This window comes from Rummeliibacillus sp. POC4, assembly GCF_003576525.1.
GTDB lineage: Bacteria > Bacillota > Bacilli > Bacillales_A > Planococcaceae > Rummeliibacillus.
The window spans coordinates 24,111-38,161 of sequence record NZ_QWUA01000005.1 but is presented as its reverse complement, the minus strand read 5'-3'; the positions used below and the strand labels follow the sequence as shown (position 1 = coordinate 38,161).

Sequence of the window (14,051 nt, the reverse complement as noted above, 5' to 3'; positions counted from 1 at the left end):
ACATAAGTAAAGCTGTGCCGGAAAATCAAAAATTGTTTTCGGTACAGCTTTTTAAATACTTGTTCTTGGTGTTAGTTTATTTTCTGTCTTCTCATCCATTGTGTAGCTATCCACTTTTCTCCCTTTACAACTGGAGCTCCTCCGTGCAACGTTAATTCGTTTAACATTGGATCGTTATAAAAATATTCAAAGTACACTGCCATTCCTTTTTGCGGATTAGCAGAAAAGTTTAGTTTTGGGAAACAGGTGTTTCCACCCTCTTCCACATCATTTAAATAAATTACAAGTGTTGCAATTCGATTGTTACTCGATGCTTTGCTTGTAGAAGCAAAATAATCAAAATGTTCTTTGTACTCTTGACCGGGTTGATAATTCAGGATATGGAGTCCTTCCCCGTGTTCTGAAGGAATCCCCATAATATCAGATACCCTTTTTTCTACCCTTACAAGAATGTCATTGCTGATGTCTGTTAAAAATGCCCCACTGCTTGTTCTTATATCACTGACTTCTCGATTCCCTCCTATTTTAGATCGCTGAAGTTTGTCTTTTGCCAACTGAATTAGTACATCGCATTCTTCATCATCTAATACTGAACCTAAAACTACGACAAGCGGTTCTTCTAATCTTGCAATAATATTAATCTCTCTGTCTTCTGTTATTATTTTATTTCCATTATGATTAAAAATAGTTGACTCTTTTAAATGTGTATCTTTAGAAACCATCGTCTTCATCAACTCCTGTTTTGTTGAAATATTTACTTATTTCGACAAACAAGCTTCAATTTCCTTTCGATTGTTTACTGAGCAAAAAATTTATTTTGTCTCTTTCAAACTTATAAAGGCCATCTATTCTCATAAACACGTAAAAAGTAAAAAAGAACGAATTCCCCCTAAATTAGAATTCGTTCTTTTTCTTTAGTTTTACATTTTCAATTACAATTTTACTGGAGCTGATATCGCTGACCCTAATATTGAACATTTGCCTACTATTATAACTATAATTTTCATCGGGATTTTTCAAAGGGTTGTTGCAAACTGGAAAATATCTAATCGTAAAATAGTAGATTATTAGCGCTTGAACCAACTGTTGTTATTCAAAATGGAAAATTTATCGATAAAAATCTAAAGAAAATTCGTTTTTCTATTGATAATATTCTTCGGATGCTTAGAGAAAAGAATGTATTCGATATAAATGAAGTAGAAACTGCAATTATTGAAGGAAGTGGGGCTTTAAGCGTATTGAAGAAGTCACAAAAAAATTCAGTGACGCGAGAAGATATGAACATTGTAAATACAACATCTTCAATTTTCTTTCCAGTTATCATAGAAGGAACCATTTACTTAAAGCTTTAAGAAGTTTTAATTTAAGTGAAGCATGGTTAATACAGCAATTAATTACATGTTTCTTTAAAAAACGAAAATAACCTAACCATTCAACCTATAAAACATTAATTTGAAAGGCAATTAGAAAACGACTAATCCATTTTTTGCAGATAAGTCGTTTTCTGTAAATCTATATTGAAGCAACTAAGATTTTGATTTGGCTTTTATCGTTTACTAATGTTTCGAAACCTTCCGTAACAATCTCGTCTAATGTGATACGTTTTGTGATTAATTTGTCGGCTGGGAAGTAGCCCTTTGTCATCAGGTGCATAACAGCTGGAAAAATATCGCGGTATGCAATAATTCCTTTAACACTTCGTTCTGATAACACTATGTTGTTTGGCTGAATTGAAGCTTCCTTCTCCAAGACTGACACGATGATTGTTTCGCCTTCTAATGAAGTAAGTTTGAATTTTCGACACAGCTATTTTTCATTTATTAAACTAATTCTAACCAAGCAACCGCTTCGCAATGCGCAGTATGCGGGAACATATCAACTGGTTGTACTTCCTGTGTTTTATAACCGCCATCTTCAAGAATGCGTAAATCACGAGCCAATGTGGATGGGTTACATGATACATATACAATACGTTTTGGACGTTGTTCTAAAATGGTACTTAGTAGAGCTTCATCGCAACCTTTTCTTGGAGGGTCTACCATTAAGACATCTGCTGTTTTACCTTCTTTATACCAACGTGGAATCACTTCTTCTGCTGGACCTGCCTCAAAGTAAGTGTTGTCTAAGCCGTTAAGTTTGGCATTACGTTTGGCATCTTTAATTGCTTGTGGAACGATTTCTACACCCATGACGTATTTTGCTTTTTTCGCCATAAATAATGAGATAGTACCAATCCCACAATAAGCATCGATAACCGTTTCTTTCCCTGTTAACTGAGCATAATCAAGCGCCTGTTTGTACAATACTTCTGTTTGAATAGGATTGACTTGATAGAATGATCGTGCAGAAATTTCAAATCGTACATCGCCGATATGATCTTCAATTGTATCTTGTCCCCAAAGGTTAATGGTTTCATTGCCAAAGATAACGTTTGTAGTTTCTGAGTTAATATTTTGCATGATGGATTTAACATTTGGTACTAGCTTACGTATAAGTGCAATCGCTTCATTCGCTTGTGGGAATTTACGCTTTTTCGTAACAAGTACGACCATCACTTCATCTGTCGCAAATGCCTTACGAACAACTACATGACGAAGCATCCCTTGTTTTGTCTCTTCGTTATATGGTTTGATACCAAGTTTCCAAAGTTGTGGTTTTAGTCCTTCTAAAATAGCATCTGCTTCAGGAGTTTGAATCAGGCAACGATCCGTATCAACAATCGCATGAGATTTTGTTTTATAAAATCCTGCAATTGGTACATCTCCATTTGACCCAAATGGAATTTGAGCTTTGTTACGGTAATTCAATGGATTGTCCATCCCTTTCACCGGATGAACAGGTACATCGATTTTCCCTATTCTCGTCATCACATTACGGACCATCTTTTCTTTCCATTTCAGTTGTCCTTCGTATGAAAGGTGTTGTAATTGGCAACCTCCGCATTGCGCATAGACACCGCATTCTGGTTCAACTCGATCAGGTGAAGGCACTTCAATCTTCACAATTTTGGCGAAACCATAATTTTTTAATGTTTTTAAGACATGAACTTCTGCCTGCTCGTCAGGAAGTCCCCCTTGTATAAAGAGCGGATATCCGTCTACTTTTGCGACACCCGCGCCGTCATGTGTTAAATCTTCTATATAAACCGATAATCGATCATTTTTCTTTACTGGTGCTGTCATTCGTGCATCCTCCGTTTCAGTCCTTCTATTGTATCATGACCTACGCAAAGAAAAAATCCAAGAGACATTAATTGCCCTTGGATTTTGGTTAAATGATTTATCTCCCACTACAACAGTAGTAATAGCACGATTAGTTCAACTAAACCTCACTGAAAGTTCTCTTTATTCGTCCCTAGTAACTGCCCCATCTTTGAAAGCAACGTAAAAGCCAATGACAATTGCGACGATAACAACGATAAAAGGTGCATAGAAAATTATAAAGGTTCCCATTTGGCTTTTCCTCCTTTAAGCATGGTGGTCTTCTTTCCCTCGAACATAATCTTTATCAAACAGAAACAGTTTAAATACTAAATATAGAGATGGTATTAACAATAATAATCCCAACACAAATGCAATTACCAAAGAGATAGCCATCGTTTCATTTGTGAATGAATCATAAATCGTTAGGTGCGGATACAAAAGGTATGGATAATGTGAAATGCCATAACCGAAGAATGCAAATGCAAATTGACCGATTAACAGCCATACTGCAACACCATAATGACGTCTCATCAAAAGAATAATAATGGTAATAACGAACATTACAGCTGAGATTCCAAATAAGTACCAAAAGTCAATCATTCTGTCGAAATGAATGACATTATGTTTCCGCAGCTCTACCATAATCCCGATAACAGAAATGGCTAATGGTATTGACCAAATAAGTGCATACTTTCGTAATAAGTTGGTTGCTTCTCGATCTCCTGCCTTATTTGCATACCATGTAAGAAACGTTGCTGAAATATAAAGAACTGCTGCCAACGCTAACAAAACGATACTCCATGTAAGAGAACTAGTGAATAATGCAGCATAATCGAGCACTGGATTATCGTCAATAATAGTGATAAATCCACCTTCAGAAATTGCTAATACAACGGACAATGCCGCTGGTATTAATAAACCTGCCAAACCGTACATAAATGAATATCCTTTATGTCCCCTTGATCCATACGATTCAAATGCATAGTAACTTCCCCGAATCGCAAGTAAACCAAGTGCGATACTGACTGGAACCAATAAAGTCGTACCATAGAAATAAGCAGTTCTCGGGAAGAATCCTACAATACCTACAAAGAAAAAGACTAAAAACACATTAGTGATTTCCCAAACAGGTGATAAATAACGCTGGATAATAACTGTTAAAATACGTTTTTTTCCAACTAACAAGCTATATGCGTTAAAAAACCCTGCTCCAAAATCTATAGAAGCAATTATCAAATAGCCAAATAAAAACAACCATAATACAGAAACGCCTAGCACTTCTAAACTCATGAAATACCACCGCCCTTTTCAGCATGACGATCAGCGATTTCTCGTTCAATTGGATTTCTTTTAAACATTCGCCGAAGTACTACAACACTACCGATTCCTAGTATTAAGTAAATCAAACAGAATAGAAGTAACATTAAATCTACGTGCTGACTTGATGTTGCTGCCTCTGCTACCTTCATATAGCGAACTAAAATCCATGGCTGACGTCCAACTTCAGCTAACCACCAGCCTGCTTCTATCGCAATCATGGATAATGGTCCACCAGCAACAATCACCCACCTGAACCACTTGCTGTGTATAAATCGCCATCTTCGCAACTTTCCAATAACATAAATAGCTGACACACCAACCATAAAAAAGCCAATTGTGACCATTAAATCAAATAAGAAATGAATATATAGTGGTGGGGTTTCATCCTCAGGGAATTCGTTTAATCCAGTTACTTCTGCAAACGGATTATTATGCGCTAAAAGGCTCAATGCATATGGAATGCGAATCGCATATTTAACATCTTCACCATCTCGAATACCGAAAACTAAAAGGGATGCGCCCTTTTCCGTTTCAAAATGCCACTCTGCAGCCGCTAATTTCTCTGGTTGATACGCTACTAAATACTTTGCAGAAAAATCACCAACAACTGCTGTACCGATTGAAAATACTAACCCAAGTTTCATAAATAAGTACAATGACTTTTTATAATATATATGTTTAGAGCCTTTTAACATTCTAAAAGCAGCAATGGCAGCTAGTACAAATGCCGATGTCATATAAGCCGTTAATAAAACATGCCCAACCTTTGTAGGCATTGCTGGGTTAAACATTGCAACAATCGGTTGAATATTGACGATCTGTCCATCAACTACTTCAAATCCTCGTGGCGCATTCATAAACGCATTCACCATTGTGATAAAAACAGCAGACATGGAAGCACCGACCGCAACAGGGATTAACAATAAAAAATGTTTCTTTTGGTTTTCAAAGCGATCCCATGTATATAAGTAAATCCCTAAAAAGATAGCTTCAAAAAAGAATGCAAATGTTTCCATAAACAGCGGCAATGCAATAACATTACCCGCAAGCTGCATAAAGTTTGGCCATAGAAGGGAAAGTTGCAAACCAATTGCTGTACCAGTTACTACGCCAACTGCTACAGTGATTACAAATCCTCTAGCTATTCGTCTAGCGAGTAAAATATAATGCTCATCATTCTTTTTTATACCGATCCATTGAGCAATCATTATCATAAGCGGAACACCAACACCAATGGTTGCGTAAATAATATGAAATGTTAGCGTCAATTCTGTTAATAGTCGGCTAAAAAATACCGCATTATCATTAACCATTTTTCAAACCTCCTTAATGTCCAATAACTCTTCCTAAAATGGATATCAACATGATGATTGCAACTATAAAACTAGTCCAAATCAACACTCTTTCTTGCTTTTTATACACACCATTCTCTCCTTTGTTAATTCACATAGTACATAGTCAGTTCATCTCCTACCCCGAAAAAATAAAAACCTACCTTTTTGTTCCATGACTAAATATCACTTCAAATGTTTAAACAAAAAATAACCTTAACGTGGTAGTATTCTTACTTATTTTTATATAGAATGCCGTAGCAAAATTACACATAGTAGTAATATGTGCAATGCTTTGATAGATAATGCATATAATCGTTAAATACATAATCATTTCATCTATGATGGTATAAAAAAATACTTCATAAAAAATTAATGCAATCACAAGTATCGTATTTAAACACAAAAAAAGACTAGAAAGTATTAACGTAAACACTTTCTAGCCTTTTCTTTTTATCATTCATCTTTTAAGCTTGTATACGATCAATTTCGCGTATATCATTTATTGGCACAAACAACTCAATATGGCGTTTTAAGTTTTTAAACTCAGCTGGCACATTGCCACCATATTCACCATCCAAGTTCAATTGTACTTTTTCATCTGATGTGACTTTTATCTGACTAGCTTTAGCATAAATTAAATGGGAATCTTTCATATGCTCGCCTCGAATTGCAAGGGATACAATTTTTACAAAATCAGCGATATTGCATTTTTTTAAGATAAAGATGGAGAATAGCCCATCATTTAAACTTGCATCTGGAGCAAGTTTTTCAAACCCTCCAACGGAATTCGTCAAGGCAATCAGAAACATCATAGCTTCATCATCAAAGACTTCTCCATCATACTCAATACGCATTTTAGTTGCTTTAATAGACGGTAACATTTCAATGCCTTTTAAATAATACGCTAACTGGCCTAAAACTGTTTTCAGCTTACTAGGCACTTCGTATGTTAGCTCGGTGATTCTTCCTCCACCTGCAATGTTGATAAAATAACGATCATTTACTCGACCAACGTCGACAGGGATGCTATCTCCAGCAATGATAATATCAACTGCACGATCAATATCACGAGGAATATGCACTGCACGTGCAAAGTCATTTGTAGTTCCCATAGGAATTAAACCAATCTTTGGTCGACGTTCAAACTCACTAACTCCCGCAACGACCTCATTTAAAGTACCGTCTCCACCAACAGCAATGATAATGTCAAATTCTCTTTTAACTGCTTCTTTGGCAGCAGTAGTTGCATCTCCCGCACATGTTGTCGCATGACAAGATGTTTCGTAACCTGCAACTTCTAGCTTAGCTAATACTTCAGGCAAGTGCTTTTTAAAAATCTCACGTCCTGAAGTAGGGTTATAAATGATACGTGCTCGCTTCATTTTTTTACCTTCCTACTTTAGTTATTCTAATATCTAATATATGATAACGAATTCCTCAGGTAATAGTTTCGGAGTGTTTTGCTTTTATTAGATACTTTCCTTTTATCTAACATCCTAAATTAAAACAAGAAGAAAACAAGCTGTCTCGTTTCATTATTACAGAGGCAGCCACTTAAAAGAATTCGTTCAATTTATGAACCTTTATATATTTTATACCGAAATAGACATGTTCTGCAAATCTTTCCATTACGCAAGTGCTAATATGAGTGCTCGACTAATATCTTCATAAACCCAACCCCAGAATTGGTCATTTGTCGCATTTTCCTTTGTAATCTTTGAGAATAAGTCCTTTTGCTTCTTTGCAAATGTTGGATCATCTTGTGCTGGCAATTTACTTTTTTCCTTCAACACATATTCTTGAAGTTGTGGTGCACGTGGTCCCCATTTACCAATTACCTTTTCTTGATCATTTAAAAACAGATAAATTGGAATTGAGCGACCGCCATTTGTCAAATACCGATCCATCAGTTCTAAATTCTGATCCCGGAATACTACTCTGACATCTATATTCGCTACTTCTGCAATACGGCGAAGAATTGCATTATTCATCATCGCATCGCCACACCAATCTTCCGTAACAACTAAAATATGGGGGTTTCTTTCACTTAATAACGAAATAAAATCTTCATCTTGAGGAAATTCAAAACTATTATAAACATTAAAACAATCATCTTTGTGTACTGTCATTTGTTCCATATAATCTTCAATTGGCATACCTTCACTAAAATATTGTTGTTCTGTTTTCATATTCTATCCCTCCTGCTAATAGTGTAATCGGTTCCAATTTTTTTCGCAAAAAAACAATGTTAGAGTGAGAAAATTCGTTCATTTGTCTATTATTCATAAATTCTGTAATATTATTCATTGGATAAAGAAAGGATGGAATTCATTGAATGTACAAATTCTTTTAAAGGGTCATAACTTTTTGTTTTTTGGCTTATTAGCTCTATTCATTCCCTTTTTACCTGTATTTTTAAAAGGACAGGGTCTGTCAACGAGCGATGTGGGGCTTATTATAGGTGCAGGTGGTTTTGTTACAATCATTGCTCAACCTTTATGGGGAATGATAAGTGATAAAACGAAAACATTGAGAAAGGTTATGCTTTTTTTAATCTTCACTACTGCTATAAGTGGCTTTATCTTATTCAATATGAGCAGCTTTTGGGGACTAGTTATTATTGCCATGCTCGTTTACTTTTTCTTAATGCCACTAGATCCGTTGACGGAAAGCTTAAATTATACAATGACAGAAGCAGCTGGAACTAGTTACGGATCTGTACGTACATATGGAGCACTCGGTTATGCAGTCTTATCGTTAGTTGTAGGCTATGTGATGAAATGGTTTGGTATGAATAGTATTTCAATACTATTTGTGATTTTAGGTATCATTTGCTTCATCATCATGTGGAAGCTTCCTGATGCCCCAACCTCCTCAACTCCAGTAACAATTGACGGCTTGAAGAAACTCTTAACCAATAAAGAAATGATATTGTTTTTACTATTGATTTTTACTAGTTCTATCCCAGCACGTATGAATGATACTTTTCTAGGAATTCATATTGATGCATTAGGTGGCGATACTTCTCTTGTTGGGATTGCATTTTTTATCTCTGCGGCTTCTGAGATTGTCGTCTTTGCCTTAAGCTATTTATGGTTGCGTCAAGGAAAAGAATTACTCATTATCACAATTGCAATCTTTTGCTATGCACTTCGCTTTTTCTTATCAGGTTTAGTTGATAGCCCCGTGTTGCTAGCAATTATTCAAACTCTACAAATGCTGACATTTCCAATCTATTACACAGCTGCAATTCAGTATTTGTATCAAATTGTCCCTCGTGAATGGCGAGCAACCGGACAAACTGTTTTAGCATTATTGTTCTTTGGAATTTCGGGAATTATTTCTTCATCAGTTGGAGGATTTCTTTACAATGTTTTTGGTGGACATGTTTTCTATTACACCATCTCTGCTATTTCCTTTTTCTCTGGAATATTCGGATTCATATTACTAATCCAACATAGTAAAAAGACTTCTATATCATAATGAAATACACTTATTAACATTAAAAAATAGAGTCAACAAATTCTAAAATTTGTCGGCTCTATTTTTTGTTATTTTAAATTATCTTTTTTGAATTTCTTCTAAAAGAAGTTTGTTGACCATTTGTGGGTTAGCTTGTCCACGAGTTGCTTTCATAATTTGACCAACTAGGAAGCCAATTGCACGGTCTTTACCATTTTTGAAGTCTTCGATTGATTGAGCGTTGTTATCAAGTACTTCTGTAACCATTTTAAGAAGTGCACCTTCGTCAGAGATTTGAACAAGACCTTTTTCTTTAACGATTTTTTCAGCATCTCCACCGTTTGTCACAAGTTCTTTAAATACTTTTTTCGCAATCTTAGAAGAAATTGTGCCAGCAGAGATCAATTTAATCATACCGCCAAGACCTTCAGGAGTAAGTGCTGTTTCTGAAAGCTCTTTTTGTTCAGCATTTAAGTAAGCTGAAACTTCACCCATTAACCAGTTAGATGATAGTTTTGCATCTGCACCTGTTGCTACAGTTGCTTCGAAGAAATCAGCAGTTTCTTTTGAAAGTGTTAATACATGAGCATCATAAGCTGGTAGACCGAACTCTGCTACATAACGTTCTTTACGAGCATCAGGAAGTTCTGGAATAAGCGCTTTTTCGCGTTCTAACCATTCATCATCGATAACAATATCAACTAAGTCTGGTTCTGGGAAGTAACGATAATCATCTGTTCCTTCTTTAACACGCATTAGGATTGTTTTACCTGTTTTTTCATCGAAACGACGAGTTTCTTGTTTAATTTCGCCACCAGCATTTAATACAGCTGCTTGACGTTGTTCTTCATATTCAAGACCTTTACGTACAAAACTGAAAGAGTTTAAGTTTTTAAGTTCTGTTTTAACACCAAATTCTTTTTGACCATAAGGACGAATAGAAATGTTGGCATCACAACGTAATGATCCTTCTTCCATACGTACGTCTGAAACGCCTGTATATTGAATAATTGCTTTTAGTTTTTCAAGGTATGCATATGCTTCTTCAGGAGTACGCATATCTGGTTCTGATACGATTTCAACTAAAGGCGTACCTTGACGGTTGTAATCGACTAATGAAGAGTTTTTACCATGGAATAGTTTACCTGCATCTTCTTCCATATGGATACGAGTAATACCGATACGTTTCTTTTCACCGTTAACTTCGATTTCAATCCAACCATTTTCTCCAATTGGTTTATCAAATTGTGAAATTTGATATGCTTTCGGATTATCAGGATAGAAATAGTTTTTACGGTCAAATTTAGTATGTTGGTTGATGTGCATATTTAGCGCTAATGCTGCACGCATACCATAGTTGACTACTTCTTTGTTTACTACAGGAAGAACCCCAGGGTAACCAAGGTCAATAACAGAAGTGTTTGTATTTGGTTCTGAACCAAATTGGTTTGGAGATGGAGAGAAAATTTTAGATTTTGTTTTCAACTCAACGTGTACTTCTAAACCAATGACTGTTTCGTAGTTCATATTATTTTACCTCCCAAGTTTGAGGTGTTTTTTCGTGGAAGTCTGTAGCACGTTCAAATGCATCTGCTACACGGTATACTGTGCCTTCCTCGAAGTATTTACCAATGATTTGTAAACCAACTGGTAGACCATTATCAAAACCACATGGAATTGAAATAGCCGGAACACCAGCAAGGTTGATAGGAACAGTTAAGATATCATTTGCATAAACCGTCATCGGATCATCAATGTTTTCACCAAGTTTAAATGCAGTAGTTGGAGTTGTTGGTCCAACGATGACATCATATTCTTCAAAGACTTTATCAAAGTCTTGTTTGATCAATGTACGAACTTGTTGTGCTTTTTTGTAGTAAGCATCGTAAGTACCTGCAGATAATGAATAAGTACCTAGCATGATACGACGTTTTACTTCATCGCCAAAACCTTCCGCACGTGTTTTTGTATAAAGTTCATCTAAGTTAGCTGCTTCTGCACGATAACCATAACGGATACCATCGAAACGAGATAGGTTAGATGATGCTTCAGATGAAGATAAGATATAGTAAGCAGCTAGAGCATATTTAGAGTGAGGAAGAGATACTTCATCAACTGTTGCACCTAGTTCTTTTAGTTTTTCGATAGAAGCTAGGATTACAGAACGAACGCCTTCATTTACACCTTCTGCTAAATATTCTTTTGGTACAGCAACTTTTAAACCTTTAATGTCGCCAGTTAATTGGTCTACATAGTGAGGTACTTCTACGTTTGCTGAAGTTGAATCGTGTTCATCAACGCCTGCAATTGCTTCAAGGATTAAAGCGTTATCGCGTACGTTACGAGTGATTGGTCCAATTTGGTCTAGAGATGATGCAAATGCAACTAAACCATAACGAGATACACGACCATATGTTGGTTTCATCCCAACTACGCCGCAATATGCAGCTGGTTGACGGATCGAACCACCTGTATCTGAACCTAATGAGAATGGTACTTCTCCTGCTGATACTGCTGCTGCTGAACCACCTGAAGAGCCACCAGGTACATGGGCAAAGTTCCAAGGATTGTGAACAGGTTTAATCGCAGAGTTTTCATTTGCTGAACCCATTGCAAATTCATCCATGTTCAATTTACCGATTGTAACCATACCAGCTTCTTTTAGTTTTTCTACAACTGTTGCATTGTAAATTGGATTGAAGCCTTCTAGAATTTTAGAAGCACATGTTGTTTCTAAGCCTTCTGTTACGATATTATCTTTGACCCCAATTGGTAAACCATAAAGTGGACCACGATTTTCAAAAGGTACTTCTTCCATTTCTTTTGCTTGTGCTAAAGCGTTTTCTTTGTTTAATGCTAAAAATGCACCTACTTCGTCATCAACTGCATCAATGCGATTGTAAGCTTCTTGAGTTAAGTCAGCGATTGTAATTTCTTTGCTATGTAGTAGCTCTTGTAATTCTGCCGCTGATTTTTTGAATAGTGACATGGTTGTCCCTCCTTACTATTATTCTGTAATGATTGGTGGTACTTTGACTAAGCCATCTTGTTGTTCTTTGACGTTTTTCATCATAACTTCGCGATCTAAACCTTTAACTGCTACATCTTCGCGTAAGACATTTACTAATGGTAATACGTGAGTTGTAGGTTCTACGTTTGTTGTATCTAGTTCGTTTAATTGTTCAGCGAAGTCAGTAATTGCACCTAGTTGAGCTGCAAATTTTTCAGCTTCTTCTTCTGTAATTGCAAGACGAGCAAGATTTGCTACGTGCTTAACTTCTTCTTTTGAAAGTTTTGCCATTTTTCACACCTCCGAAATCAATAACCATACCGATAATAATATCATTGTTCTAAAGAAATGCGCAAGATACTGTTACTAACTAAAGCGCGTTTGAACACTTGAAACCAAAGGGTTTGGTATACTTCACATTGAAAATGTTGCCTAATTTCCATTATATCTAAATTTTAATAAGAAAATTGGCACTTTAAAAAAAATACAATTTATCGACATAAACAAGTTCCTGCCACATATTAAAAATAAAAAGTTGACCACCAATCATAATTCTTTGGTAGCCAACTTTTTTATCTATTTATTATAAATATGGACATATGGTTCATTTGAATTTGCTTCTTTTACAACTAATGCTTCTGGGCCATTCACTGATGTAACGTTTACTTCTATTTGAAGACCTTTAGGGAATTGATCCATTACTTCACCAGACATATATTGTGTGAAACCGATAATTTCAGAAGTACCATAAAACTTAATAGGAATTTCGATTTTTAGTTTTTGAATCTTATTATTTTGATAGAATCCTGTTCCTACGATATTAGTATAATTAGAAAAATACTTATCAATATCGTGTTTAAAATTAGTGAAGTTTTCGTTTATATCACGGTATTGATTGTTCGTATCACTTGTTGGGAAAAGTACGTATTTTTCATTTATATTTTTCCAATCTTTTATCGTCGCACTACCCTGATCAACGTCAGTATAAGCAAAGTATGTACCTGGTACAATGGATGAACGACTTAGTTGTTTAAATAATCCAATTGTAATCGGTACTTCAGCTAATCCATCGATTTGACGTAATCGTTTCACGACTTGTTTAGCTATTTTCTTACCTTCAGTTTCTAATTTAGATTGCGGAATATCTTCCTCATAAGTGGCACCGTACTGTTCTTTTTGGTAATAGTAAACAGAATTCAAAGCTAGTCCGATTGAAATACCTGCTAGTTTGACTTTGTTTTTACCTGTTTCTTGTAAATAATTTTGTTCGACGATATGAGCCAAATAGATTGGTGCATTCTTTGCACGTTCTGTTGGTGTCATATTTTTTGTTGTTCTTGGGTTTAGCCCAGCAGGATCTTGGTTACTTCTCGATAACCACGAAGTGACTGTATCCTTATCTAAATATTGTCCTTCTTGGAAGTAATATTTGGATGGATCAAAAGCTTGTTGAGATAAACGTAATAGACCGCTTTCGGCCTCTTTTACATCATATTTTGTATTAATGTTTGAAACAATCAAACCTCTACTTGCACTTTCTTTATATGGTAAAAGTGTACGATAATATTGGTCATCAATTTGCATACTAGGAATAATTGTTGTTTCTTCTTTATTTTTGGATTGGTTTGTTTGTACGACTGTTGAATCTTTTGATAAAGAAGGTAAACTACAGCCCGCTAGCATAGCTGTTACAACCATTGCTGGTAATAAGCGACGGTTCAT

General features: G+C 35.6%; 13 protein-coding genes and 1 pseudogene. 2 read left to right on the top strand and 12 right to left on the bottom strand.

Going from position 1 to position 14,051, the window contains the following annotated elements:
• Nucleotides 1-71 precede the first annotated feature (71 nt).
• Nucleotides 72-722, bottom strand: a complete 651-nt coding sequence (locus D1606_RS02295; protein WP_369973728.1) for a 2OG-Fe(II) oxygenase — start codon at nucleotides 720-722, stop codon at nucleotides 72-74.
• A 369-nt stretch (nucleotides 723-1,091) separates the two neighbouring features.
• Between D1606_RS02295 and D1606_RS19020 the strand changes: the two genes are divergently transcribed.
• On the top strand, nucleotides 1,092-1,352 hold the full coding sequence (locus D1606_RS19020; protein ID WP_369973731.1) for a DUF421 domain-containing protein: 261 nt from the start codon (nucleotides 1,092-1,094) through the stop codon (nucleotides 1,350-1,352).
• A 160-nt stretch (nucleotides 1,353-1,512) separates the two neighbouring features.
• Here D1606_RS19020 and D1606_RS02285 read toward each other — a convergent pair.
• From D1606_RS02285 to D1606_RS02260, 7 genes and pseudogenes are all read right to left on the bottom strand, one after another.
• Nucleotides 1,513-1,785 (bottom strand): annotated as a pseudogene (locus D1606_RS02285) (butanediol dehydrogenase); the annotation flags it as partial.
• Nucleotides 1,786-1,820: 35 nt separating this feature from the next.
• Nucleotides 1,821-3,182 (bottom strand): 23S rRNA (uracil(1939)-C(5))-methyltransferase RlmD, encoded by a 1,362-nt coding sequence (rlmD, locus tag D1606_RS02280; RefSeq protein ID WP_119414407.1) that lies wholly within the window; start codon nucleotides 3,180-3,182, stop codon nucleotides 1,821-1,823.
• Between the two features lie 162 nt (nucleotides 3,183-3,344).
• Nucleotides 3,345-3,452 carry a cytochrome bd oxidase small subunit CydS family protein gene (cydS, locus tag D1606_RS19385; RefSeq protein ID WP_483314011.1) on the bottom strand — a complete coding sequence of 36 codons (108 nt, stop codon included), beginning with the start codon at nucleotides 3,450-3,452 and terminating at the stop codon, nucleotides 3,345-3,347.
• 15 nt (nucleotides 3,453-3,467) lie between these two features.
• Nucleotides 3,468-4,493: a cytochrome d ubiquinol oxidase subunit II gene (locus D1606_RS02275; RefSeq protein WP_119414406.1), complete on the bottom strand. Its 1,026-nt coding sequence runs from the start codon at nucleotides 4,491-4,493 to the stop codon at nucleotides 3,468-3,470.
• Nucleotides 4,490-5,836 (bottom strand): cytochrome ubiquinol oxidase subunit I, encoded by a 1,347-nt coding sequence (locus D1606_RS02270; RefSeq protein ID WP_119414405.1) that lies wholly within the window; start codon nucleotides 5,834-5,836, stop codon nucleotides 4,490-4,492. The genes D1606_RS02275 and D1606_RS02270 overlap by 4 nt, the downstream gene beginning before the upstream one ends.
• A 485-nt stretch (nucleotides 5,837-6,321) precedes the next feature.
• On the bottom strand, nucleotides 6,322-7,239 hold the full coding sequence (locus D1606_RS02265) for a diacylglycerol kinase (RefSeq protein ID WP_119414404.1): 918 nt from the start codon (nucleotides 7,237-7,239) through the stop codon (nucleotides 6,322-6,324).
• Between the two features lie 246 nt (nucleotides 7,240-7,485).
• A complete protein-coding gene (locus D1606_RS02260; RefSeq protein ID WP_119414403.1) occupies nucleotides 7,486-8,046 on the bottom strand; it encodes a thioredoxin family protein in 561 nt (186 codons plus the stop codon).
• A gap of 142 nt (nucleotides 8,047-8,188) precedes the next feature.
• Here D1606_RS02260 and D1606_RS02255 point away from each other — a divergent pair, with 142 nt between their 5' ends.
• Nucleotides 8,189-9,340 carry an MFS transporter gene (locus tag D1606_RS02255; RefSeq protein WP_119414402.1) on the top strand — a complete coding sequence of 384 codons (1,152 nt, stop codon included), beginning with the start codon at nucleotides 8,189-8,191 and terminating at the stop codon, nucleotides 9,338-9,340.
• A 78-nt stretch (nucleotides 9,341-9,418) separates the two neighbouring features.
• Here the strand turns inward: D1606_RS02255 and gatB are convergent, their stop codons facing one another.
• The 4 genes from gatB to D1606_RS02235 all read right to left on the bottom strand — a co-directional run bounded on the left by gatB (nucleotide 9,419) and on the right by D1606_RS02235 (nucleotide 14,051).
• The gene (gatB, locus tag D1606_RS02250; protein WP_119414401.1) at nucleotides 9,419-10,846 is read right to left on the bottom strand and encodes an Asp-tRNA(Asn)/Glu-tRNA(Gln) amidotransferase subunit GatB; all 1,428 of its coding nucleotides are present in this window, start codon (nucleotides 10,844-10,846) and stop codon (nucleotides 9,419-9,421) included.
• 1 nt (nucleotide 10,847) lies between these two features.
• A complete protein-coding gene (gene gatA, locus D1606_RS02245; RefSeq protein WP_119414400.1) occupies nucleotides 10,848-12,308 on the bottom strand; it encodes an Asp-tRNA(Asn)/Glu-tRNA(Gln) amidotransferase subunit GatA in 1,461 nt (486 codons plus the stop codon).
• An 18-nt stretch (nucleotides 12,309-12,326) separates the two neighbouring features.
• Nucleotides 12,327-12,620: an Asp-tRNA(Asn)/Glu-tRNA(Gln) amidotransferase subunit GatC gene (gene gatC, locus D1606_RS02240; protein WP_102693857.1), complete on the bottom strand. Its 294-nt coding sequence runs from the start codon at nucleotides 12,618-12,620 to the stop codon at nucleotides 12,327-12,329.
• A gap of 285 nt (nucleotides 12,621-12,905) precedes the next feature.
• Nucleotides 12,906-14,051, bottom strand: a complete 1,146-nt coding sequence (locus tag D1606_RS02235) for a CamS family sex pheromone protein (RefSeq protein WP_119414399.1) — start codon at nucleotides 14,049-14,051, stop codon at nucleotides 12,906-12,908.

Coding starts and splice junctions, on each gene's coding strand:
- D1606_RS02295 (WP_369973728.1), bottom strand. CDS start 722: ATGGTTTCTAAAGATACACATTTAAAAGAGTCAACTATTTTTAATCAT.
- rlmD (WP_119414407.1), bottom strand. CDS start 3,182: ATGACAGCACCAGTAAAGAAAAATGATCGATTATCGGTTTATATAGAA.
- cydS (WP_483314011.1), bottom strand. CDS start 3,452: ATGGGAACCTTTATAATTTTCTATGCACCTTTTATCGTTGTTATCGTC.
- D1606_RS02275 (WP_119414406.1), bottom strand. CDS start 4,493: ATGAGTTTAGAAGTGCTAGGCGTTTCTGTATTATGGTTGTTTTTATTT.
- D1606_RS02270 (WP_119414405.1), bottom strand. CDS start 5,836: ATGGTTAATGATAATGCGGTATTTTTTAGCCGACTATTAACAGAATTG.
- D1606_RS02265 (WP_119414404.1), bottom strand. CDS start 7,239: ATGAAGCGAGCACGTATCATTTATAACCCTACTTCAGGACGTGAGATT.
- D1606_RS02260 (WP_119414403.1), bottom strand. CDS start 8,046: ATGAAAACAGAACAACAATATTTTAGTGAAGGTATGCCAATTGAAGAT.
- gatB (WP_119414401.1), bottom strand. CDS start 10,846: ATGAACTACGAAACAGTCATTGGTTTAGAAGTACACGTTGAGTTGAAA.
- gatA (WP_119414400.1), bottom strand. CDS start 12,308: ATGTCACTATTCAAAAAATCAGCGGCAGAATTACAAGAGCTACTACAT.
- gatC (WP_102693857.1), bottom strand. CDS start 12,620: ATGGCAAAACTTTCAAAAGAAGAAGTTAAGCACGTAGCAAATCTTGCT.
- D1606_RS02235 (WP_119414399.1), bottom strand. CDS start 14,051: ATGAACCGTCGCTTATTACCAGCAATGGTTGTAACAGCTATGCTAGCG.